Origin of the sequence: Streptomyces sp. NBC_01520 (assembly GCF_045040375.1) — a bacterium.
GTDB lineage: Bacteria > Actinomycetota > Actinomycetes > Streptomycetales > Streptomycetaceae > Streptomyces.
In genome coordinates this window covers 4,575,598-4,597,306 of sequence record NZ_CP109404.1, presented here as the reverse complement: position 1 = coordinate 4,597,306, position 21,709 = coordinate 4,575,598, and the positions used below count along the sequence as shown (strand labels likewise).

At 71.8% G+C, this 21,709-nt stretch carries 20 protein-coding genes; 9 read left to right on the top strand and 11 right to left on the bottom strand.

Translation table 11 applies throughout. The features are described from left to right. Positions 1-2 precede the first annotated feature (2 nt). Positions 3-998, top strand: a complete 996-nt coding sequence (locus OG524_RS20870; RefSeq protein WP_405389334.1) for an aldo/keto reductase — start codon at positions 3-5, stop codon at positions 996-998. Positions 999-1,138: 140 nt separating this feature from the next. On the opposite strand, the gene thpR is transcribed toward OG524_RS20870, so the two are convergent. The 3 genes from thpR to OG524_RS20855 form a co-directional block, all read right to left on the bottom strand. Then, a complete protein-coding gene (thpR, locus tag OG524_RS20865) occupies positions 1,139-1,711 on the bottom strand; it encodes an RNA 2',3'-cyclic phosphodiesterase (RefSeq protein ID WP_405389335.1) in 573 nt (190 codons plus the stop codon). A 187-nt stretch (positions 1,712-1,898) separates the two neighbouring features. Then, positions 1,899-3,233, bottom strand: coding sequence for an MFS transporter (locus tag OG524_RS20860; RefSeq protein ID WP_405389336.1), 1,335 nt, complete (start codon positions 3,231-3,233; stop codon positions 1,899-1,901). A gap of 100 nt (positions 3,234-3,333) precedes the next feature. Continuing rightward, positions 3,334-3,774 (bottom strand): MarR family transcriptional regulator, encoded by a 441-nt coding sequence (locus OG524_RS20855; RefSeq protein ID WP_361890453.1) that lies wholly within the window; start codon positions 3,772-3,774, stop codon positions 3,334-3,336. Between the two features lie 134 nt (positions 3,775-3,908). On the opposite strand from OG524_RS20855, the gene OG524_RS20850 reads away from it, so the two are divergent. Then, positions 3,909-4,124, top strand: coding sequence for a hypothetical protein (locus tag OG524_RS20850; protein ID WP_405389337.1), 216 nt, complete (start codon positions 3,909-3,911; stop codon positions 4,122-4,124). 52 nt (positions 4,125-4,176) lie between these two features. Here the strand turns inward: OG524_RS20850 and OG524_RS20845 are convergent, their stop codons facing one another. Then, positions 4,177-5,637 carry an NCS2 family permease gene (locus OG524_RS20845; protein ID WP_405389338.1) on the bottom strand — a complete coding sequence of 487 codons (1,461 nt, stop codon included), beginning with the start codon at positions 5,635-5,637 and terminating at the stop codon, positions 4,177-4,179. A 187-nt stretch (positions 5,638-5,824) separates the two neighbouring features. On the opposite strand from OG524_RS20845, the gene OG524_RS20840 reads away from it, so the two are divergent. Together OG524_RS20840 and OG524_RS20835 are read left to right on the top strand one after the other, a co-directional pair. Continuing rightward, positions 5,825-6,097, top strand: coding sequence for a DUF2530 domain-containing protein (locus OG524_RS20840; protein ID WP_405389339.1), 273 nt, complete (start codon positions 5,825-5,827; stop codon positions 6,095-6,097). A gap of 243 nt (positions 6,098-6,340) precedes the next feature. After that, positions 6,341-8,752, top strand: a complete 2,412-nt coding sequence (locus OG524_RS20835) for an HAD-IC family P-type ATPase (RefSeq protein WP_405389340.1) — start codon at positions 6,341-6,343, stop codon at positions 8,750-8,752. 22 nt (positions 8,753-8,774) lie between these two features. Here the strand turns inward: OG524_RS20835 and OG524_RS20830 are convergent, their stop codons facing one another. From OG524_RS20830 to OG524_RS20820, 3 genes are all read right to left on the bottom strand, one after another. Further along, positions 8,775-9,626, bottom strand: coding sequence for a DUF5707 domain-containing protein (locus OG524_RS20830; RefSeq protein WP_405389341.1), 852 nt, complete (start codon positions 9,624-9,626; stop codon positions 8,775-8,777). Between the two features lie 149 nt (positions 9,627-9,775). Beyond that, a complete protein-coding gene (locus tag OG524_RS20825) occupies positions 9,776-12,961 on the bottom strand; it encodes a sacsin N-terminal ATP-binding-like domain-containing protein (protein WP_405389342.1) in 3,186 nt (1,061 codons plus the stop codon). A gap of 400 nt (positions 12,962-13,361) precedes the next feature. Next, on the bottom strand, positions 13,362-14,294 hold the full coding sequence (locus tag OG524_RS20820) for a DUF3027 domain-containing protein (RefSeq protein ID WP_405389343.1): 933 nt from the start codon (positions 14,292-14,294) through the stop codon (positions 13,362-13,364). A 462-nt stretch (positions 14,295-14,756) separates the two neighbouring features. Here OG524_RS20820 and OG524_RS20815 point away from each other — a divergent pair, with 462 nt between their 5' ends. Genes OG524_RS20815 through OG524_RS20800 form a run of 4 tightly spaced genes read left to right on the top strand, consistent with a single transcriptional unit; the run spans position 14,757 to position 18,316 of the window. Next, a complete protein-coding gene (locus OG524_RS20815) occupies positions 14,757-16,193 on the top strand; it encodes an MFS transporter (protein ID WP_405389344.1) in 1,437 nt (478 codons plus the stop codon). A gap of 27 nt (positions 16,194-16,220) precedes the next feature. Then, complete coding sequence (locus tag OG524_RS20810) at positions 16,221-16,703, top strand: DUF2771 domain-containing protein (RefSeq protein ID WP_405389345.1); 483 nt, start codon at positions 16,221-16,223, stop codon at positions 16,701-16,703. Positions 16,704-16,731: 28 nt separating this feature from the next. Next, positions 16,732-17,451, top strand: a complete 720-nt coding sequence (locus OG524_RS20805) for a futalosine hydrolase (protein WP_405389346.1) — start codon at positions 16,732-16,734, stop codon at positions 17,449-17,451. After that, the gene (locus tag OG524_RS20800) at positions 17,423-18,316 is read left to right on the top strand and encodes a 1,4-dihydroxy-6-naphthoate synthase (protein WP_405389347.1); all 894 of its coding nucleotides are present in this window, start codon (positions 17,423-17,425) and stop codon (positions 18,314-18,316) included. The genes OG524_RS20805 and OG524_RS20800 overlap by 29 nt, the downstream gene beginning before the upstream one ends. Before the next feature lie 102 nt (positions 18,317-18,418). Here the strand turns inward: OG524_RS20800 and OG524_RS20795 are convergent, their stop codons facing one another. Next, positions 18,419-18,802 (bottom strand): cold-shock protein, encoded by a 384-nt coding sequence (locus tag OG524_RS20795; protein ID WP_056797121.1) that lies wholly within the window; start codon positions 18,800-18,802, stop codon positions 18,419-18,421. A gap of 168 nt (positions 18,803-18,970) precedes the next feature. Between OG524_RS20795 and OG524_RS20790 the strand changes: the two genes are divergently transcribed. Next, positions 18,971-19,207 (top strand): hypothetical protein, encoded by a 237-nt coding sequence (locus tag OG524_RS20790; protein WP_384497615.1) that lies wholly within the window; start codon positions 18,971-18,973, stop codon positions 19,205-19,207. A 9-nt stretch (positions 19,208-19,216) separates the two neighbouring features. Here the strand turns inward: OG524_RS20790 and OG524_RS20785 are convergent, their stop codons facing one another. From OG524_RS20785 to OG524_RS20775, 3 genes are all read right to left on the bottom strand, one after another. Next, complete coding sequence (locus OG524_RS20785) at positions 19,217-19,837, bottom strand: HAD family hydrolase (protein WP_405389348.1); 621 nt, start codon at positions 19,835-19,837, stop codon at positions 19,217-19,219. A gap of 107 nt (positions 19,838-19,944) precedes the next feature. Further along, complete coding sequence (locus tag OG524_RS20780) at positions 19,945-20,199, bottom strand: hypothetical protein (protein WP_405811484.1); 255 nt, start codon at positions 20,197-20,199, stop codon at positions 19,945-19,947. A 363-nt stretch (positions 20,200-20,562) separates the two neighbouring features. Next, a complete protein-coding gene (locus OG524_RS20775) occupies positions 20,563-21,660 on the bottom strand; it encodes a hypothetical protein (RefSeq protein ID WP_405389351.1) in 1,098 nt (365 codons plus the stop codon). Between the last annotated feature and the right edge of the window lie 49 nt (positions 21,661-21,709).

Below are 21,709 nucleotides of genomic sequence, written 5' to 3'. Positions count from 1 at the left end.
TCATGAAGTACACGCAGCTCGGACGCACCGGACTCAAAGTCAGCCGCCTCGTCCTCGGGACGATGAACTTCGGCCCCCAGACCAACGAGAGCGACAGCCACGCCCTCATGGACGCCGCCCTCGAAGCGGGCGTCAACTTCTTCGACACCGCGAACGTCTACGGCTGGGGCGAGAACAAGGGCCGCACCGAGGAGATCCTCGGCACCTGGTTCGCCCAGGGCGGCAACCGCCGCGACAAGGTCGTCCTCGCCACCAAGGTCTACGGCAGCATGGCCGCCGAGGGCGACCCGTGGCCCAACTACGACAAGCTGTCCGCCGTCAACATCCGCCGGGCCGTCGACGCGAGCCTCAAGCGCCTCCAGACGGACCACATCGACCTGTACCAGTTCCACCACGTCGACCGGTCCACCCCGATCGAGGAGATCTGGCAGGCCATCGACGTACTGATCCAGCAGGGCAAGATCCTGTACGCCGGCTCGTCCAACTTCGCGGGCTACAAGATCGCCCAGGCCAACGAGGTCGCCAGGCAGCGGGGCAGCTACGGCCTGGTCAGCGAGCAGTGCATCTACAACCTGATGGAGCGGGGGGCCGAGATGGAGGTCATCCCGGCCGCCCAGGAGTACGGCCTCGGCGTCATCCCGTGGTCGCCGCTGCACGGCGGGCTGCTCGGCGGCGCGATCCGCAAGGAGCGCGAGGGCGGCGGCGCCCGGTCCACCTCGGGCCGGTCCGCCGAGGCACTGGCCGACCCGAAGGTGCGGGCCCAGGTCCAGGCGTACGAGGACCTGCTGGAGAAGCACGGTCTGGAGCCCGGCGAGGCCGGCCTGGCCTGGCTGCTGACCCGCCCGGGGATCACGGGGCCGATCTCCGGACCGCGTACCCGGGAACAGCTCGACTCCGCACTGCGTGCCGTGGAGCTGGAGCTGTCGGACGAGGTCCTGACCGCGCTGGACGAGATCTTCCCGGGCCCGGGCCCGTCGCCGGAGAACTTCGCCTGGTAGCCGGCTCGCGCGTCCGTCCCCGGTGGGCTCAGCCCCCGAGGGCGGACGCCGCCGCGACAACGACGAACATCAGTACGAGCACGGCGGCCATGATGCGGTTTCTGGTCTTCGGATCCACCCGACGAGCGTAACCGGCCCGCTCAGCGCCCCAGCGGCCAGGCCCGCACCACCTCGTACCGCGGCTGCTCCCCCGGCACCCCGTCCACCGGCAGATCACTGCGTACGAGACTGAGCTCCCCGGCCTCCCAGTGCAGGCCCTCGAAACCGGCCAGGGCCTCCGTGAACGGCGTCAGATCCGTCTGGACACGGGCGCGGGCCAGGGTGAGGTGCGGGGTGAAGCGGCGGTGCTCCTCCATGGACACCCCGGCCCGCCGGGCGGCGGCATCGGCCCGCTCGGCCAGCAGCCGCAGCGTGTCCAGCCCACCCGCGGCCCCCGCCCACAGCGCCCGCCCGTCGAACCTGCCGCCGCCGTGCACGCGCAGCGGGAACGGCTCGGTCCGGTGCGCGGCCCGCTCCATCCGGCTGTACAGATCGGGCAGCAACTCCTCCTCGACGTCTCCGAGGAAGGCCAGCGTGTAGTGCCAGCCCGCACGTGCGGTCCAGCGAAGATTCACGGCCCCCGGCAGGCCGTGCAGCGGGGCGACGGCCCCGGCCAGCTCGTCCGCCGCGGGCGCGGGCGGCAGGACGGCGGCGAAGAGTCTCTGGCTGCTCATGCGGCGAGTGTCGCAGCGTCCCGGCGTGTCCTGGGTACGGCCCAGCACACTGAGCCTCGGGTTCGGCGCCGCGATCGACATCACCGGCACGGTCGTGGGCCACGCCGGAGACCGGCGACCTCCCCCGCGACCGACACGCGAACGCCGCCCTCTCCGGCGAGGAGCAGGGCGGCGTCCATGGGCCGGTTCAGGCAGCCGTCGCGAGCTGGTCGCGCGGGACGAACCGCACGTGCGGGCGGCCCGGGCGCAGGTCGAGCTTGATGCGCAGGCCTCCGACACGGGTCAGGGCGAAGCCCACACCGAGCGCGGCCAGCATCGAGATCGCCCCGCCGGCCGCCATGCCGGTCCGGGCGCCGTAGACGTCGCTGATCCAGCCGACGATCGGGGCGCCCACCGGCGTACCCCCGGCGAAGACCATCATGTAGAGGCTCATCACCCGGCCCCGCATCTCCGGCTCCGCGGCCATCTGGACACTCGTGTTGGCGCTGATGTTGGTCGTCAGACCGATCATGCCGATCGGGAGGAGCAGCAGCGAGAACAGCCAGACGGACGGCGACAGCGACGCGGCGATCTCCAGGACACCGAACAGGGTGCCCGCGGCCACCAGCATCCGCAGCCGCGACGAGCGGCGGCGGGCGGCGAGCAGGGCTCCGGCCAGGGAGCCGGCCGCCATGAGGATGTTGAAGAACGAGTACATCCCGGCGCCGCCGTCGAAGATCTCGTCCGCGAAGGCCGTCAGGAAGATCGGGAAGTTGAAACCGAACGTACCGATGAAGCCGACCAGGACGATCGGCCAGATCAGCTCGGGCTTGCCGGACACGTAGCGCAGGCCCTCACGCAGCTGGCCCTTGGCGCGCTTCACGGTCACCGACGCGTGGAACTCGCTCGTACGCATCATGAGCAGGCCGACGAGCGGGGCGATGAACGACAGCCCGTTGAACATGAAGGCCCAGCCGCTGCCGACCGTGGTGATCAGGACACCCGCGACGGCGGGGCCGATGAGCCGGGCGGACTGGAAGTTCGCCGAGTTCAGGCTGACGGCGTTGCGCAGCTGCGCGGGGCCGACCATCTCGGAGACGAACGACTGGCGCGCCGGGTTGTCCACGACGGTCACCATGCCGAGCAGGAACGCGATCAGGTAGACATGCCAGACCTCGACGACGCCGGAGAGGGTCAGGACGGCGAGTGCGATACCGCACAGACCGAGCGCTGCCTGGCTGATGAGCAGCAGACGCCGCTTCGGGAGCCGGTCGGCTATGACGCCGCCGTACAGGCCGAAGAGCAGCATCGGGAGGAACTGGAGGGCCGTGGTGATGCCGACGGCGGCGGCGGACCCGGTGAGGCTCAGGACGAGCCAGTCCTGCGTGATGCGGGACATCCAGGTACCGGTGTTGGAGATCACGGCGCCTGTGGCGAACAGGCGGTAGTTACGGATCTTCAGCGACGAGAAGGTCCCGCCGGTCTTGCTCTCGTGGGTGGAAGTCGGTGCGGGGGCGGAGTCTGCTCCGGATCCCGTACTCAAAGAGTTCGCCTCCTCAGGCGTATACGACGTGCGTGCTGACGAGGACGTGACGGCGGGCGCTGCGGGCTGCGGACTGCGGGCCCGCGCGCCCCGTCAGGGGTCAGAGGTGGGCGAGCTTCTCCAGCACGGGCGCGGCGGCCCGCAGCTTCTCCCACTCGTCCTCGTCCAGGCCCTCGGCCAGGTCGGCCAGCCAGGCGTTCCGCTTGGAGCGGCTCTCGGCGAGCATGGCTTCCGCCTGCTCGGTCCGGCTGACCATCTTCTGCCGACGGTCATCGGGGTGCGGTTCCAGTCTGACCAGGCCCTTGGCTTCCAGCAGCGCGACGATGCGGGTCATCGACGGCGGCTGCACGTGCTCCTTGCGGGCAAGCTCACCCGGAGTGGCGGAGCCGCAACGGGCGAGTGTGCCGAGCACCGACATCTCGGTCGGGCTCAGCGACTCGTCGACGCGCTGATGCTTCAGGCGTCGGCCCAGCAGCATCACGGCGGAGCGAAGGGAGCTCACGGCGGCGGCACTGTCACCGTCGTGGATCAGGTCAGGCATGTTTCTTAGCCTAACTCATTAGCTTCACTAAAGACCAGTCGGTGGTACACGCGCGAGCAAACGAGCACCCGAACGAGTGAATACGAGGCGGAAACAACCCCGAAACGACCACCTGTGCCGCGACCCTGCTTGGCATGGGATCGACAGTGCTCAGCCTGCGCATAGACGGTGAGCTGCTCGACCGGCTCCGCCAGCACGCCGCCAGACGCGGCATGACCGTCCAGGACTACGTGGTCCGGACGCTCGTCCGCGACGATTTCGACGAGCGCTTCAACGCGGCCGTCGACGAGACGGAAAAGTTCTACGGGGCGGACCCCCGTCACCCGGACCCGGCCGACCGGGTCACCTGACGGAGGTCCGCCCCGTAGGGGTGGACACCTCGGACGCCACGACGTCCGGACGCTACGACGTGAGGCCGAGCGCCGGCATCGCGTAGTAGAAGACGAAGACCGCCGAGACCGCGTACATGGCCACCGGGACCTCACGGCCGCGGCCCGCCACCAGACGCAGCACGGAGAAGGCGATGAAGCCGATGCCGATGCCGTTGGTGATCGAGTAGGTGAAGGGCATCATCAGCATCGCGAGGAAGGCCGGGATCGCGAGCGTGTAGTCGCTCCAGTCGATGTCGCGCACGGAGCCCGCGAGGATCAGGAACCCGACCGCGATCAGGGCCGGAGTGGCGGCCTGCGAGGGGACCATCGTCGCCAGGGGCGTCAGGAACAGCGCCACCGTGAAGAGCAGACCGCTCACCACGCTCGCGAGTCCGGTGCGTGCTCCTTCACCGACGCCCGCCGTGGACTCCACGAAGCAGGTCGCTGCGGAGGAGGAGCTCGCGCCGCCCGCGGCGACGGCCACGCCGTCGATGAACAGGACCTTGTTGATGCCCGGGAAGTGCCCGTCCTTGTCCATCAGCTTCGCCTCGTCGCCGACACCGAGGATGGTGCCCATCGCGTCGAAGAAGCAGGACAGCAGCACGGTGAAGACGAAGAGGATGCCGGTCAGGTAGCCGACCTTCCCGAAGCCGCCGAACAGGCTGACCTCACCGATCAGCCCGAAGTCCGGGGAGGCGACCGGATTGCCCGGCCACTCGGGGACCGTCAGCCCCCAGGCACCGGCCGGGAGGTCGGCGACGGCGTCGATGACCAGCGCGACGACGGTCATCGCGACGATGGAGATCAGGATCGCGCCCGGCACCTTGCGGACGATCAGCGCCAGGGTCAGCAGCGTGCCGATGACGAAGACCAGGACGGGCCAGCCGTTGAGGTGACCGTCGTTGCCGAGCTGCAGCGGCACGGTGGTGTGCGCGGCGTCCGGGATGCGGGAGACGAAGCCGGAGTCGACCAGGCCGATCAGCAGGATGAACAGTCCGATCCCGATCGCGATGCCCTTGCGGAGCGACTTCGGTACGGCGTTCATCACGCGTTCGCGCAGCCCGGTCGCGACGAGCAGCATCACGACGATGCCCGCGAGGACGACCATGCCCATCGCGTCGGCCCAGCTCATGCGGGGCGCGAGCTGGAGGGCGACGACGGTGTTGACACCGAGACCGGCGGCGAGCGCGATCGGCACATTGCCGATGACGCCCATCAGGAGCGTGGAGAACGCGGCCGTCAGCACGGTGGCCGTGACGAGCTGGCCGCTGTCGAGCTGGTGCCCGTACATGTCCTTCGCGCTGCCCAGGATGATCGGGTTGAGCACGATGATGTACGCCATCGCGAAGAACGTGGCGAAGCCACCGCGGACCTCGCGGGCGACCGACGACCCCCGCTCGGAGATCTTGAAGTAACGGTCCAGGCCGCCGGAGGGCTGCTGCGGAGCCGGGGGCGGCGTGGGGTCGACCTGAGCGGTGGCCGAGGGGGACATGTATGACCTTCAGTCGTGCATCGAGGGAGTGAAATCAGTCAACTTTTGGATGTTCACACGAATAAATTGAGACATCCGTAAGCAGATTCAGTATGAATACATCACGGAAAGATCGCTATCTCCGCGCGTAGACCCTTGGGCCGTCTGCCTCGCCGGCCCTTGCGTACCGGGGCCCTAGACTGAGCCCATGGAGAAGTGGACCCCGAAGCACGAGGCACCCGAGCCCCTGGAGGGCCCCGTCGTCGCCACCATCACCGGCGGCACGGTCCTCTGGTTCGTCCTCTTCCTCGTGCAGCTCCCCTTCTACGGGTGGTTCGACGACCACGGGCACAGCTGGTGGGTGTGGACCTGCCTGACCGGTGCCGGACTCGGACTGATCGGCATCTGGTACGTCCGGGGACGGGACGCCGCGATCAAGCGGGCCGCGGCCGCCGCGGGGGACGCCGGCGCACAGGGCTGACGCGGGCGGCACAGGACCGATGCGGGGGACGCCGGCGCACAGGGCTGACGCGGGCGGCACAGGACCGATGCGGGCGCACACACAGGGCTGACGCCCGGCACAGGCCCGACGCCCGGCACGCAGGGCGGTGCCGGGCACGTAGGGGTGCTCACGTACGACCACGGGACCATTCCGCTCCTCCCCCGGTCGGATCTTCGGCCTTCCGGCGGGTGAATCGCCGCTTCCGCCCGTACCGTCGTCCCCATGACGCAGCGGGCACTCGACTCCTTCGGTGAGCAGCCGGACCCCGGACTCCCCGCCCCTCCGCCCGCACCACCCGCGGGCCTGAGCACCGCCGAGGTCGCCGAACGGGTCGCGCGCGGCGAGGTCAACGACGTACCGGTACGGTCGTCCCGCTCCGTCACCGAGATCGTCCGCGCGAACGTCCTCACCCGCTTCAACCTGATCATCGGCGTGCTCTGGGTGATCATGCTGTTCGTCGCGCCGATCCAGGACAGCCTCTTCGGCTTCGTGATCATCGCCAACACCGGCATCGGTATCGTCCAGGAGTGGCGCGCCAAGAAGACCCTGGACAGCCTCGCCGTCATCGGCGAGGCGAAGCCCACGGTCCGCCGCGACGGGGTCTCCGGCGAGGTCTCCGTCTCCGAGATCGTCCTGGGCGACCTGGTCGAGCTCGGCCCCGGGGACAAGGCCGTCGTCGACGGGGTGGTCGCCGAGGCCGACAGCCTGGAGATCGACGAGTCGCTCCTGACCGGCGAGGCCGACCCCGTGATCAAGCGGCCCGGCGACCCGGTGATGTCCGGCAGCTTCGTCGTGGCCGGCGGCGGGGCGTTCACCGCCACCAAGGTCGGCCGCGAGGCGTACGCCGCGCAGCTCGCCGAGGAGGCGTCCCGCTTCACACTCGTGCAGTCCGAGCTGCGCAGCGGCATCAGCACCATCCTCAAGTACGTGACGTGGATGATGGTGCCGACCGCGATCGGGCTGATCATCAGCCAGCTCGTCGTCAAGGACAACGACTTCAAGGACTCGGTCGCCCGCACCGTGGGCGGCATCGTCCCGATGATCCCCGAGGGCCTGGTCCTGCTCACCTCGGTCGCCTTCGCGATCGGCGTCATCCGGCTCGGCCGCAAGCAGTGCCTGGTGCAGGAACTGCCCGCCATCGAGGGCCTGGCCCGGGTGGACATCGTCTGCCTGGACAAGACCGGCACCCTCACCGAGGGCGGTATGGACGTCACCGAGGTCCGGCCGCTGAACGGCTCCGACGAGGCGTACGTCCACCGTGTCCTGGGGGCCATCGGCGCGTCCGACCCGCGGCCCAACGCCAGCCTCCAGGCCATCATCGACGCCTGCCCGCCGAGCCGCGAGGCCTGGGGCGTCACCCAGGCGATGCCGTTCTCCTCGGCCCGCAAGTACAGCGGTGCCGAATTCACCGAGGACAACGGCGATGCGTCCGCCTGGCTGCTCGGCGCCCCCGACGTACTGCTGCCGCCCGACGACCCGGCCCTCACCGAGACCACGCACCTCAACGAACAGGGGCTGCGGGTCCTGCTCCTGGCCCGGGTGCCGGGCGGGCTGGACGCCCCGGAAGCCGCCACGGGGGCCCGGCCCGCCGCGCTGGTCGTCCTGGAGCAACGGCTGCGGCCGGACGCCGGGGAGACCCTGGCCTACTTCGCCGACCAGAACGTCGCCGCGAAGGTGATCTCCGGCGACAACGCCGTCTCCGTCGGCGCGGTCGCCCGGAAGCTGGGCCTGCCGGGCGCCGAGCACACCCTGGACGCCCGCCGGCTGCCCGCCGACCGTGACGACATGGCGACGGCCATCGAGCGGAACGCGGTCTTCGGCCGGGTCACCCCGCAGCAGAAGCGGGACATGGTCGCGGCCCTCCAGTCACGGGGCCACACGGTCGCCATGACGGGCGACGGCGTCAACGACGTGCTCGCGCTCAAGGACGCCGACATCGGGGTCTCGATGGGCTCGGGCTCCGAGGCGACGCGCGCCGTGGCCCAGATCGTGCTGCTGAACAACAGCTTCGCGACACTGCCGTCGGTCGTCGCGGAGGGCCGCAGGGTCATCGGCAACATCACCCGGGTCGCCACGCTGTTCCTGACGAAGACCGTCTACTCGGTGCTGCTGGCGATCCTGGTGGTCTGCTTCCAGGTGGAGTACCCGTTCCTGCCGCGCCACCTGACGCTGCTCTCCACGCTGACGATCGGCGTACCCGCGTTCTTCCTGGCTCTGGCGCCCAACACGGAGCGCGCGCGACCCCACTTCGTACGCCGCGTCATGCGGTACGCGGTCCCGTCGGGGGTCATCGCGGCGGTGGCCACCTTCACCACGTACCTGGTGGCCCGGCACCACTACGCGGGTACGGGGGCGCTGGACGCCGAGACCAGCGCGGCGACACTCACGCTGTTCCTGGTCTCGATGTGGGTCCTGGCGATCATCGCCCGCCCGTACACCTGGTGGCGGGTCGCTCTGGTGGCGGCGATGGGCCTGGGGTTCCTGATCGTGCTGGCCGTGCCCTGGCTCCAGGACTTCTTCGCGCTGAAGCTGGTGGGGACGACGATGCCGTGGGCCGCGGTGGGGATCGCGGCGGTCGCGGCGGCCGTCCTCGAAATGACCTGGAGGCTGGTCGGCCGCCGCTTCCCCACGTAGTCGTGAAGGTGTTGCCGTTCGACTACTTCACGTCGACGAAGTCACCCGCGGCCGTGACGGTCGGGGTGGTGGACGTACCGGCGAAGCTGTAGCGCCAGTAGCCGTCCACGGACGCCTTGACGGTGGTCTTCAGCGCGCCGGTGCTGCTCGACTTGATGGTCTTGACGGTGGTGTAGGCGGTGCTGGTCTTCTTGCGGAACTGGAGCTTGACGGCCTGGGTGGCGTAGCCCTTGTACGTGCCGGTCTCCCAGTTGGCGCGCGAGAGCTTGCCGGTGACCGTGATGGTCTGGCCCTTCTTGACGGGCTCCGGGGCGGCGTTGACCGTCACCTTGGAGAGGCGCTGGAGCCTCGTCGTGGCGAAGGCGTCGTTCTGGACGATCTGGCCGTCGTTGCTGAGCGCCGCGGCGGCGACCTTCCAGCTGGTCGCGTCGGAGTTGATCAGCCATGCCGGGTCGATGGTGACCGTGAGCGTGCAGGTCGACGTCGTGGCGTTGACCGCCTTGCACGTGGCGGCGTCCTCGTTCTGCACGAAACCGAAGCTGTCCTCGGACTCCAGGTCGCTGCCGATCCACAGCATGGTGCCGGCGTCGGCGATGCCCGAGTCGTCCGTGGCCGTGATGGCGACGGTGACCTTCTTGGGGGCGGTGGTGCCCACCACGATGGCCTTGCCGCCGTTCACGACAGCCTTGGTGATCTTGAGGTCGTCGTCGGCGGTGACCGAACGGGCGGCCATGCGCCCGTTGGACTGCTCCGGGGCGGAGAGCCCGAAGTCAGGTGCCCAGGTGCGGCCGTCGTCGGCCGTCGCGGCCGGGACGCCGAAAGCGGACAGAGCCAGGGCGCCGGAGACAACGGCAACAGTGGCACGAATACGCATGTGTTCCCCAGTGGAGAAGGGGGCCCGTGGCACGTCGTGAGGCCGACGGTCCCCATGTGGTCTGCGAGTCTGGTGACTCGCAGAACCAGACGCGTCTCACATGTGAATGGTTGTACGACAAAACGACTTTCCTGTGAAGATCACACGGCTCAGTCGAACCAGCGGTCCCTGGCCAGCTCCTCCGTACGCGACGGGTCCTCCAGCAGCGCGGCCACCTCGAAGCGGCGCGGCCACTGACCGGCCGCCCACGCGAGACCGGCCGCCACACCCTCCAGCGTGGACGCGTGGACCACCCCGTCCGGGGTGCGGCGCCAGTCCAGCTCCACCCCACCGGCCCGCAGCTCGCCGTGCTCGACGTAGGCGTCCGGGGTCCCCGCCCCGAGCAGGATCCGCACCGACTCGGGCACCTGGTGCTCCTCGCCCTCCGTCGTCACCTCCGCGTCGATGCTCTCGCCGAGCCGCCGCACCTGGAGCAGCTCCGCGAGCTCGGCCGCACGGGCCGGGGCCACCGGCAGCAGCGGGAGCCCTGCGGTCAGGGGCAGCACGTCCGGCGCGTCGGCGATCACGGCGTCGGACGCGTCGACCACCCGCACCTCGTCGTCGACGACGGCCCGCAACTCGTCCGGCAGCGTGACCTGTTCGGGATCCAGCTCCGCGAGGGCCGTGTAGAGCGAGTGCAGCTGTACGGGGCCGACGGGACGGTCCTCGTCCGCGAGCCGGCCCAGCAGCTCGGCCGCACCGCCGGGCTCGTCCAGGAGCGCGGCCACCGACGTCCGTACGCCCAGCGCACGCAGCACCTGGGCGTCGTCGAAGCCCGTCGCGTCCACGGAGTCGTACAGCCCCGCGAGACGCGGGTCGCCACCCTCCGCGCGCAGGCCCGCCGGGCGGCGGCCGTCGAGCACGGGGTGGTCGCGCAGCCACCACGCGGTGTAGGGGCGCACCGACTGCGTCGTACCGTCCGGCAGCAGGACGCGCACCGGCTGGGTCAGCGCGTCGCGCAGCGGCGGACGGGCCAGCATCGCGAGGGCCTGCGGCCAGGCGTCGTCGTCGACGAGGTCCAGGTCACGCACGGCGACGAGCTCCGTGGCGACGGGCGGCACCGGCGTGTCGGGCAGCTGGTCCAGGACGTCCTCGCACCACACGTCGACGGCGTCCAGCAGCCCGGCGTCGTCCGGCTCGGCAAAGTCGGTGTCACGGGGCTCCAGTTCGTCCGGATCCAGGACGACGTCCGTGGCCCGTACGAGGGCGAAGGTGGCCAGCACCCCGCAGGCGGTCAGCGGCTGCTCACCCCAGCGTTCGGCCAGTTCCCCGTCGCACAGGGCGAGTTCGCCCTCACGCATGACCTGGGCGAAGGGGCTGCCGGGCAGCACGAGTTCGCCCGCGGGCGCGGGTTCGCCGTCCTCGTCGGGCAGGGCCAGGGCACCCAGCCAGGGCTCCTCACCGGGTTCGAGGTCCGCGTCCCGTACGAGCGTGAGAACGGTCTCGACGAGCTCGTCCCCGTCCAGGGCGTCCTCGTCCCAGATCTCGCCCGCGTCCAGCGAGCCCGCGACGGCGGCCCGTACCTGCGGGGTCGTCAGGACGGCGCGGGGGGTGGCGGGCAGGGCGCCCAGCTTCTCCAGCAGCGGATGGGCGGCGTCCGGGTGGGCCACCTTCAGCCCGAGCCGGGCCAGCCGGGTGAGGACCGGGCCGGTCACCGCGTCGGGCAGCGGCAGGAGGACCTGCCGGGGGCCGATGGCCGTACGGGGCGCGTCGTCCGCCGCACCGTCCCCGGCGAGCGGCACCGGCAGGCCGGAGAGCCGGTCGGGGTCGACGCCGGACAGGCTGTCGTAGAGCCGCCGCCACCAGTCCGCGGCCCGCTCCAGACCCGCCAGGCGGTCGATGGCCTCGGTCAGCGGGACGCGGGCCACGCCGAGCGTACGGAGCTCGACACGGCGCTCCAGACCCGCCGGCAGCAGGCAGGGCAGGACCTCGGCGAGGACCCGTACGGTCTCGGCACCCACGCCCTCGACGACCTCGGCCTCGATGGGCCGCAGCGCGGTCGTCGCCTGACGGGGCGCACCCGCTCCGGCATCCTCCCAGTCCTCCCACGCGGGCTCGGCGGCCGGGTCCCGGGGCGCGGCGGGTTCCAGGAACGCGATCCGGGGCAACCGTTCCAGGATCGCGGCCCGCAGCGCGCCGTCGAGCTGCCCCTTTCCGAGCGGGCCGGGCACCAGCGCGATCGTGGTGATCGACACGGGCTCCCACCCGGCGAGCAGTTCCGCGTACGCGTCGGCCGCGCGCTGCACCAGGAAATCGGTCAGCGGGCCCGGCGCGGGATGCCGGCGGGTCGTGTCGAGCGGCAGCGAGACGATGAGCAGCGCGGGGACGCCGAGGGGCTCGTCGGTGGGCGTCGGCGCGTGCACGACGGGGGCGGTACGGGGGCTCTCGGGCGCCCCGTCCTCGCCGACGGGCACGGCCCACGTGACCGACCAGTAGGGCCGCAGCCGCTCCTCGACGGGCCGGTCGGCCAGCAGGGAGGGCTCGACGGATCCGTGCCGGGCGACCGTGCGCCAGCGGTGGAGACCGTGCGTGGAGTCGTCGACGTGCGTGTACGGGCCGTGCTGCGAACGGTGCAACGTCCTCACGCCGTCCGGGGCTTCGATGACGATCTCGTCGAGGCCGGTGAGGGTCAGCAGGAGCGCGTCGTCGACTCCGGCCAGCAGCCGCCCGACGAGGTCCTCGGCCACGCCGTCGCGGAGCGGCAGGACGACGACGGTGTCGTACCCGTCGGGCGCGGTGCCCTCGGCGGGCAGCGGGAGCCGGAGCAGCGGTACGTGGCCGTCGCGGCGGCGGAGCTCGTCCCCGAGGCCGGGACTGCCCACGGCGGCCTGCCGGGCGAGGTCGCGGGCCTCCGCGAGGGACCAGCGGACGCCGCCGTGCCGGCCGATGACGGCCGGCTCGTCGCTGACCGCGAGCACGGCGGCGAAACCGACGCCGAAACGGCCGACGGACGACTCGTGGCCCTCACGCTTGGCGGAGGCCCGGAGCGTGCTCAGCGACTCGACGCCGGTCGCGTCGAGGGGGGCGCCGGTGTTCGCGGCGGCGAGGACGGCCGGGCCGTCGCCCGCCGCGTGCAGGGTGAGGCGGAGCCGGCCGGGGACGCCCGCGCGGGCGGCGGCGTCGGCGGCGTTCTGGGCCAGCTCGACGACGAGCCTGTCCCGGTAGCCGCCGAGGACGAGGTCCTCCTCGGCGTTGGCGTCCTCACGGAAACGGGCAGGACCGGCGCCCCAGGCGTCGAGCACGCCGCGCCGCAGCCGTGCCGTCCCGAACGGATCGGCCCCCTCGGTCGCATTCATGCTCACGCTCGTAACTCCGCTCTTCCGGTGACCCGTGACGCCCAGTGTGCGCCCGAAGGTACCGCGAGCGGGGCCGCCGCCATGGGCAGCCTGTGCCCCGCGCGCACCGGACGCCCCGGCTCACCCCTCGCGCCCGGCCGCCCGAACCGGCACAAGGGTTGCGTCCTCAAACGCCGGACAGGCTGGATTCGGCCCTGGTCAGGCCAGATCGAGCCGTCCGGCGACTAGGACGAAGCCGTCACCGGAGCAGGCCAGGACCACACCGCGCGCTGAGGACACACCACCCGCACAGGGCCGAATCGAGCCCGTTCGGCGATCGAGGACGAAGCCGTCCCCGGGGCGCCCCGGGCCGGGCGACGTCCGGGCACCGCAAGCCCGGACCCCGCAGCGGACAGGAGCGTCAGGAGTGGCCCAGATCCTCCGTCGGCCCGTCCGCCTGCGCCGGCACCGAGCCGGAGTCCGCAGGACGCAACGGATAGTCGTCCACCTGCAACGTGTCCAGCGCGTGCGGCGCCGGCTGGACCGGCTTCGGCATCACCGCGGCCTCGGAGTGCCCCCCGCAGCCGTAGGAGAGCGAGACCACCCGACCGTCCGCCGGCGCGAACTCGTTCGCGCACACCCCGAAGGCCTGCTTCAGCGACCCCGCCATCGGCACCAGGAACGCACAGGTCACGCAGGACGCGGGCGCGGCCTGCGCCATGGGCGTCTTCGCGCCGAACTCCTCGTCCCACCGGTCCGCCGCCAGCCGCAGCCCGTACCGGGACAGCACCCGTGCCCGCCGCGTGCCGAGCTCCTCCGCGACCGAGGCGATCGAGCCACGGGTCGTCCCCGCGGGCCGGATCGTCAGCTCCGCGTCCTCCGCGTCGACGAGGGCCGCCAGCTCCTGGGACACCTCGGAGACCGGAGAGTTCGGCAGGGGCTCGTCCTCGCCCGTGTAGCCGGGCTCCAGGCGCGGGTCCTCCGCCTCGGTGGGCAGCAGGTCGCCGGGACCCATGTCGCCGGGCCGCAGCCGCTCGCTCCACGGCACCCACTCGGGGGCGAGGAGCGCGTCGGAGCCCGGCAGCAGCACCGTTTCGTCAAGGGTGACGTTCTTGGCGCGGGAGGCCCTGGCGACCGTCACCGCCCAGCGCCAGCCCCGGTAACCGGGCTCCTTGCACTCGAAGTAGTGCGTGACGACCCGGTCCCCCTCGGAGACCAGCGCCACGTGTTCACCGACCACTCCGGGCCAGGCGGCCTCCTCGGCCGCCTCGCGGGCGAGGTCTACCGCCTCGGCACACAGACGGTCAGGGGCGGGGGTACGGGCCGTACGGCTTCGCGTCGTCGCAGCACTCACAGGTCTCGCTTCTCTCCATACGCCGTCTCACGAGCGCGCCAGCAGCCCATCGGTGTCCGATTTCAGCCATGACAGGTGTGGGCGGAGCGGACCTGGGGGCCGCGTCGACGTCCACACCCGTTGTGCCTGCCTCGGGCGCGCCTTCTGCCCCCCATTCTGCGGGATCGCGGAGAGGCGCGCGGCCAAGAACAACCGCCGGTGGCGCGTGAGTGCACGCTACCCTCTCTGCCGCCCCGCGCCCACCTGCCCGCCCCAAACAGGACCGGAACAGTGCCGGATCCACAGCTGAGCAGGCACGGAGAGGGGCGAATCCGGTGTGCGCACCCCCTGATCCACCCGCCGGGACCCCACGTCCGTAAGCCACCGGACGGCCCATTCGGTCACCCACCCGTGTGGGGATCCGTCGCCGCGCCCCGGCCCGATCATGGTTCGTGACGGCAGGGTGTGGGGCACTATGACCACGTGGCTGCCGCCAGGTCGTCCGACGGGTCCGGCCCGCTCCGCAGAGGGGGCCGGGCGATGGGCCATGCCCTGCGGACCCCGTTCACGGGCACCGCGAAGGGGATCCGGAAGGCGACCCACGCCCACGGGGCCGGCGAGTCCGGCCTCGGCAAGCTGATCGAGCTGCACGCGGTCAACGGGGCGGGTGACGTCATGATCACCGTGGCGCTCGCGTCCACGGTGTTCTTCTCCGTGCCGACGGACGAGGCGCGTGGGCGCGTCGCCCTGTACCTCGCCGTCACGATGGCCCCCTTCACCCTCCTCGCGCCGGTGATCGGCCCGCTCCTGGACCGGCTGCCGCACGGCCGTCGCGCCGCGATGGCCGGCGCCATGTTCGCCCGGGCGGTGCTCGCGATCACCATGTCGGGGGCGGTCGCGACGGGCGGCCTGGAGCTGTATCCGGCGGCGCTGGGTGTCCTGGTGTCCTCCAAGGCGTACGGGGTCGTGAGAAGCGCCGTCGTACCCCGCCTCCTGCCACCACGCTTCTCCTTGGTGAAGGCCAATTCCCGGGTCACCCTGGCCGGTCTGCTGGCGACGGGCGTGGCGGCCCCGATCGGGGCCGGGCTCCAGATGATCGGATCGCCCTGGCCGCTCTACGGCGCCTGTGTGATCTTCCTCGGCGGGACCGTCCTCGCCTTCACCCTGCCGCACAAGGTCGACTCCGCGAAGGGCGAGCGCAAGGCCCGCCTGGTCGTCCCGCACGGCGAGGAGGCCACCCCGGCGCCACGCCCGGGCAGCACCCGGGACGGCCGGAAAAAGGACGGGACGAAGAACGGGAAGAAGGACGCCCGGGAGAAGCCGCCGGGGCTGCGGTCCGTCGGGCCGTCCGTGCTGCACGGCCTCCAGGCGAACGCCTCGCACCGCGCGCTCTCCGGCTTCCTGATCTTCTTCCTCGCGTTCCTGCTGCGTGAGCACCCGCTCTCCGGGCAGAGCGCCGCCGTGTCGCTCGGCATCGTGGGTGTCGCGGCAGGGGTCGGCAACGCCTGCGGTACGGCGGTGGGATCCTGGCTCAGGGCCCGCGGCCCCGAGGTGATCGTCGCGACGGTGCTGGGGCTCGCCCTGGGTGTCGCGGTGCTCGCCGCCGTGTTCTTCAGCACCCTGATGGTCGCCGTGCTGGGCGCGGTCGCCGGATTCACCCAGGCCCTGTCGAAGCTGTCGCTGGACGCCATGATCCAGCGGGACGTGCCGGAGGAGGTGCGGACCTCGGCCTTCGCCCGGTCCGAGACCGTGCTCCAGATGTCCTGGGTGGTCGGCGGCGCCATCGGTATCGCCCTCCCACTCAACGGAGTACTCGGTATGTCCGTCGCCGCCGGCATCCTCGCCCTCGGCGCAGCCGCCTCCGTACGGGGCCTCCTGGGCGCCGCGCGGCGCGGCTCACCGCACCCCCGCGTGGCGTGAGCGGTGACGACCGATAACCTTCGGCGCATGACCGTTGCGTTCTTCTCCGGTAAGGGCCGTCGAATCGGCGTCGCTCTTGGTGCCGTGTCCGCGGGACTCCTTGTCCTGTCCGCCTGCGACAAGCCGACGCCGCTCGCCACCGTGACGGTCGGCGACAACTCGGTGAGCACCGAGGCCGCCTGCTACAACGACGGCAATGCTCTCAAGGAGTCCGAGATCCAGGGCTGCCTCAACAAGAAGGCGGAGAAGTCCGTCAAGGTCGCGATGGACGACAAGGTCCGCTTCGGCGTCGACCCCGAGGTCGCGGAGAACGGCTGGACCCTGTTCATCAACGGCCAACAGGCCGAGCAGGAGCCGTACAAGAAGACCTACCGCTCCATCCCGGGCAGCGCCTTCTTCGCCAGCCAGACCGGCGAGGAGACCGCGTCCAAGACGCAGATCAGCATCGTCGAGACGAAGGGACAGAAGCTCACGGGCGTCTGGCACTTCGAGCTCAAGAAGACCTCCTGATCCCCTGAACCTCTGAAGGACCACCGCTGTGCGGGTGCTTGTCGTGACCGCCGTCCCTGTTGAACGGGACGCGGTCACGCGCGCGTTCGGGGGTCCGGCACGGGTACGTGAGGTGCCTGGCGCCGAGGTGCACCACGCCGGTCCGTTCGACGTCCTCGCGGGCGGCGCGGGTCCGGCCGCCGCAGCGGCCGCCGCAGCCTTCGCCCTGGCCGCCGCACCCGCCTCCGAGCCGTACGGCCTCGTCGTCTCGGCCGGTATCGGCGGCGGCTTCTCCCCCGCCGCACCCGTCTGCTCCCTCGTCGTCGCGACGGACATCGTCGCCGCCGACCTGGGTGCCGAGACCCCGGAAGGCTTCGTGCCCGTCACCGGTCTCGGCTTCGGCAGGGACTCGTTCCTGCCGCCCGCCGCCCTCGTCCGGGACGTGGTGGCGGCCACCGGCGCCGTGCCGGGCCCCGTGCTCACCGTCTCCACCGTGACCGGCAGCGCAGCCCGCACCGCCGCGCTGCTGGCCGCGCACCCCGGAGCGGTCGCGGAGGCCATGGAGGGCTTCGGCGTCGCCGAGGCGGCGGCACGGCTCGGCGTGCCGGTGCTGGAGATCCGGGCCGTCTCGAACACCGTGGGCCCGCGCGACCGGGACGCCTGGCGCATCGGCGAGGCCCTGGCCGTGCTCACCGAGGCGTTCGGGAAGACCGCGGCCGTAGTAGAAGGTTGGACCCACCATGACCGACATGACCGAAACCGTGACTGACTCCGCCGCCGCACCGGGTGCGAAGCTGCGCATCGCCTTCTCGCCGTGCCCGAACGACACCTTCGTCTTCGACGCCTGGGCGCACGGACGGGTCCCCGGCGCGCCCGCCCTCGATGTCACCTTCGCCGACATCGACCTCACCAACGGCATGGCGGAACGCGGCGAGCTCGACGTGCTGAAGGTCTCGTACGCCGTCCTGCCCTGGGTGCTCGACGAGTACGCCCTGCTGCCGTGCGGCGGTGCACTGGGGCGGGGCTGCGGGCCGCTCGTCCTCACGAAGGAGCCGGGCACCGACCTGACGGGGAAGACCGTCGCCGTGCCGAGCGAGCGCTCCACCGCCTATCTGCTGTTCCGGCTGTGGGCGGCCGAGGTCGTGCCGGACGGCGTGGGCAAGATCGTCGTCCTGCCGTTCGACGAGATCATGCCCGCGGTGCGCGACGGCCGGGTGGACGCCGGGCTCGTGATCCACGAGGCCCGTTTCACGTATCGGAACTACGGCCTCCACAGCCTCGCCGACATGGGCGAGCACTGGGAATCGACCACCGGACTGCCGATCCCGCTCGGCGCGATCATCGCCAAGCGGTCACTGGGCGAGCGGACGCTGCAGGAACTGGCCGACTCGGTCCGCACGTCGGTACGGATGGCCTGGGACGACCCGGAGCAGTCACGGCCGTACGTCCTGGAGCACGCCCAGGAGATGGACCCGGCCGTGGCCGACCAGCACATCGGGCTCTACGTCAACGAATTCACCGCCGACCTCGGCGAGAACGGCTACGCGGCTATCCGCGGCCTGCTGACGCGGGCGGCTGCCGAAGGGCTCGTACCGCCGCTGGGCCCGGACGCCCTGTCCTTCGCCGCCCGCTGACCGTACGAGCGGCACTGCGCGAGGAGCACGGGCGGCGCCCTCCGGCGGAGGGCGCCCGGCGGCGGCAGGACCGCGCGCCGGGTCCGCGCCGTCCCGGCCGGCTCAGACGTCGAGCTGGTCGGCGACCGCCCTCAGCAGGCCCGCGATCTTCGCGCCCGAGGCCTTGTCGGGGTAGCGGCCCCGCTCCAGCATCGGCGTGATGTTCTCCAGAAGGGTCGTCAGGTCCTGCACGATGGACGCCAGCTCGTCCGGCTTGCGGCGCTGCGCCGCGGCGACGGACGGGGTCGGGTCGAGGATCACCACGGAGAGGGCCTGGTCACCGCGCTGGCCCGCGACCACACCGAATTCGACGCGCTGGCCGGGCTTGAGGGCATCGACGCCGGCCGGGAGTACGGACGAGTGGACGAAGACGTCGGCGCCGTCGTCGCGCGAAAGAAAGCCGAAGCCCTTTTCCGAATTGAACCATTTGACCTTACCCGTGGGCACGTCTGTCCTCGTCCTCGTACTCGTCGGTGTGTGGCGGAGCCGCGGAAACGGCTCCGGATAGCAGTACAGCGGGTCTCCACGACCCGCCGTGCTCAAGGCTAGTGGCCCAGGGGCCGGAGACAAGGCGTCGCCGATGGGTTCCGCCGAGGTGGGAACTACCCTGGCCGGGTGACTACTACTCCTTCCGGCGCAGGCGACCGGCTCGTCCAGGTCGGTGCGATCGTCTTCTTCATCGGCGCACTGGCCACTTTGGTCACTGTGGCCCCGCTGTTCCTGGGTACCGATCCGTTCCCGTCCGTCGCTTATGCGGTGTGCATGTTGATGGGAGTGGGCTTCCTCATCGCCGCGGCGGGGGTGGTGCGCTCGGCGTGGAAGAGCTCCCCGAAGCGCGCCGCCACCCGCTGACCGGAGCCGTCAGGAGCGTCCGGCGAAGGCCCGCAGCCAGTCGGGGAACGCACTGAGATTTGGCAGGATCACGTCGGCGCCGGCCGCCCGCAGTTCGTCCGCGTCGCACGGCCCTGTGGTGACTCCGACCGACAGGGCGTTCGCGACGCGTGCCCCGCGCACGTCCCCGGTGTGGTCACCGACGTAGATGTGCGCGCCGTGCTCCAGGAGCGCCTCCCCCTTGCCCTCGGCCCAGAGCCCGCCGATCAGCACGTCCGGCTCGATGCCCAGGTGCGCGAGGTGCAGCTTCGCGTTCGGCCCGTACTTGGCCGTGACGACGAGCGCGCGTCCGCCGAGGGCCCGCACCGCCTCGACGGCCTCGCGGGCACCCAGGAGCGCGGTCGACGGGGTGATCGCGTGGTCCGGGTACATCGCGCGGTACCGGTCGGCGGTCGTCGCGATCATGTCGGCCGGAAACCAGTGGGCAAGCTCGTCCTCGAGCGGCGGACCGAGCCGGCTGATGGCCAGGTCGGCGTCTATGGCGAAGCCGGTCTCGGCGGACAGGGCGAGGAAGGCGGCCTTGATTCCGGGCCGGGAGTCGATCAGCGTCATATCGAGGTCGAAGCCGACCGTCGGGGCGTTTGAGTGCATGAAGCCATTGTGCCGAGGCACCGGACCGGCCGATGTGGCACTGCTTAGACTTAGCCAAGCCTTACCTCCCTTTGCCCGTTTCTCCGCGCACTGGATTGGGTCCGATGTCAGCCGCCGCCGAACCTCGCCTGTCCCGACGCGCGCTCGCGACGGCGGCGGCCGTCGTCGCCCTGCTGGTGGCCGTCCTGCTCAGCCTCACCGTGGGGGCGCGGACCATCGGACGGGCCGCGGGTCATCGGCTTCGGCATCTCCCGGGTCGCGGCCAACCGGACGATGACCGCGACGGGGCGTGTCCTGGGCACTCCGCCGTACATGTCCCCCGAGCAGTTGGCGTCGACGCGTGCCCTCGGACGTGTTCTCACCGGCCGCCGCGCTGACGTTCGCCGCGTGCGGGTACGGGCCGTTCGACGCGGAGAGCTCGTACGCGGCCGCGTACGACACCGCCCACACACCGCCGGTGCTGGGCGGGGTGCCTGAGCCGTTGCGCTCGGTCCTGGCCCGGTGTGTGGCGGTTGGGCCGGTGGGACCGCAGACCGCAGGGACCACAGATCGCGCGAATCAGCCGCCGGCCGCGTCCGTAGGACCACACCCACCGGCCTGTCGCCGAGCCCGGGGGACCACGGCGGCTCGACCGACCACCGAGCCCGCCGGACCACGGCGGCCCGGCGGCCCCGGGTCCGGCCCCGGGTGCGGCTCGGCTCCACCGCCGCCGGTCCCCCGCCCCGTCAGAGCCGACGCGCCCGCCACACCAGGTACACCGCCGACGCCACCGCGGCCGTACGCAGGACCACCGGCCAGGCCTCGGTCATCGCGTCCCCCATGGCGCCCTCCGCGAGGGCGCTGCCCCAGCGGCCCGTCACGCGGCCCCACAGCCAGACGAAGGCACCGGCCACCACCACGCCGGGCAGGCCCAGCGCGATCCACTTCGCCTCCGCGCGCGAGATCCGCCGCGAGCTGTACGCCAGCAGCCAGCCGGCCGCGAGCGCGATCCACGAGCCCAGCACCGCGCCGGCCACCAGCAGCGCGGCGGCCAGCAGCAGGAACGGATTCCCGAGGCTTGCCCTCTCCGCGGAGGCAGAGGCGGCGGCGGCCGGCCCGCGGCGGCGCAGCCGCAGCCGCCCCCGCAGCCGCTTCCGGGCAGCCGGGGCGGCCTCCTCCCCGGCGGCGTCCGCCGACGGCTCCGCCTCCGCCTCCGGCTTCTCGACCGGCCGCCGGGACCGGAACAGTTCCGGGCTCTCCAGCCCGCCCACGAACCCCGGCACGGCCGTGCCCGGGTCGCCCTCGCCGAACGGTCCGGGCTCGATCCGCCACCACTCGGGCGCCCCGGACGGGGAACCCGCCTCGTCCATCCCGACCATGTGCGGCGCCGATGCGGACGGCCAGCCGGGCACCCGGCCCTCGTCCTCGTCCTGTTCCGGGGGCCTCCCCCCGGTACTTCCCCCGGCCTTCTCCTCCGCCGGGGACCCGCCCGACGCGCCCTTGCGCAACGCGTCTTTCCGGAGGATCCCCCGCCGCGGCCGGGGCATCGCGCGCGGCTTCGCGGCAGCCGTCGGCGGCTCGGCCCGCGGGGTGGGCAGCTCCACCGTCCCGTCGCCCGACCCGGCTGCCGCGGCGACGAGTTCGGCGGGTGCGCCCAGGCGGCCGATGATGCGCCGGACCACTGCGGGAGAGTCCGGTCCGTTCGTCCCGCGCTGCCGGTCGATCTCGCCCCGCAGTGTCGCGACGAGTCTCATCCGGGCGCCCGAGGACAGCTGTTGCTGCTGCGCCAGGTCACCGACCCGGCTCAGATAGTCGTAGACAAGCTGGTCGCTCTCGATCCCCACGCGTTGGTTCTCCCTCTACCCGCCCTGCCCCGACGGTAGCGTTCCAGGG